The organism is Kineococcus siccus (genome assembly GCF_009906795.1).
Classification (GTDB): domain Bacteria; phylum Actinomycetota; class Actinomycetes; order Actinomycetales; family Kineococcaceae; genus Kineococcus; species Kineococcus siccus.
Window position 1 is genome coordinate 1 of record NZ_JAAALN010000449.1, and the last position, 584, is coordinate 584.

A 584-nucleotide genomic window follows, 5' to 3' on the forward strand; every position below is an offset into this window, starting at 1 on the left:
GTGCAGGCCACGCGGCTCGAGGACGCGCTGAGCGCCGCGCAGGCCCGCCTCGACGCCCTGAGCGAGCGCGCCACCCGGCTGCGGGCGGCCGAGGACGCCGCCCGCGCCCTCGCGCAGGCCCGCGCGAACGCGGCCGCGCTGGCCCGCACGGCCGACGACGCGGCCTCGGAGGTGCCGGCCCGCCGCGTGCCCGTCGACTACGCCGCGCTGTACGCCGCCGCCGCCGCGACCTGCCCCGGGATGCGCACGGCCCTGCTCTCGGCCGTCGGGCAGGTCGAGAGCGGCCACGGCCGCGACGTCGGGCCGTCCTCGGCGGGGGCGCGCGGGCCCATGCAGTTCATGCCCGCGACGTTCGCCGCGTACGCGGTCGACGGCGACCGCGACGGCGACACCGACGTCCTCGACCCCACCGACGCGGTCCACACCGCCGCCGCCTACCTGTGCGCCAACGGGGGTGGCCGCGGCCGGGCCGGCGAGGCCGGTGCGCTCTACCGCTACAACCACGCCCAGTGGTACGTCGCCATGGTGCAGCGCCTGGCCGACCAGCTGGACACCGCCGGCTCCCCCGCCTGAGCCCCCTCACC

General features: G+C 79.6%; 1 protein-coding gene. It reads left to right on the top strand.

From position 1 onward, the window contains the following. The coding region (locus GTR02_RS22075; protein WP_166609595.1) for a lytic transglycosylase domain-containing protein at nt 1–573 on the top strand (573 nt) is incomplete at its 5' end. Nucleotides 574–584 lie beyond the last annotated feature (11 nt).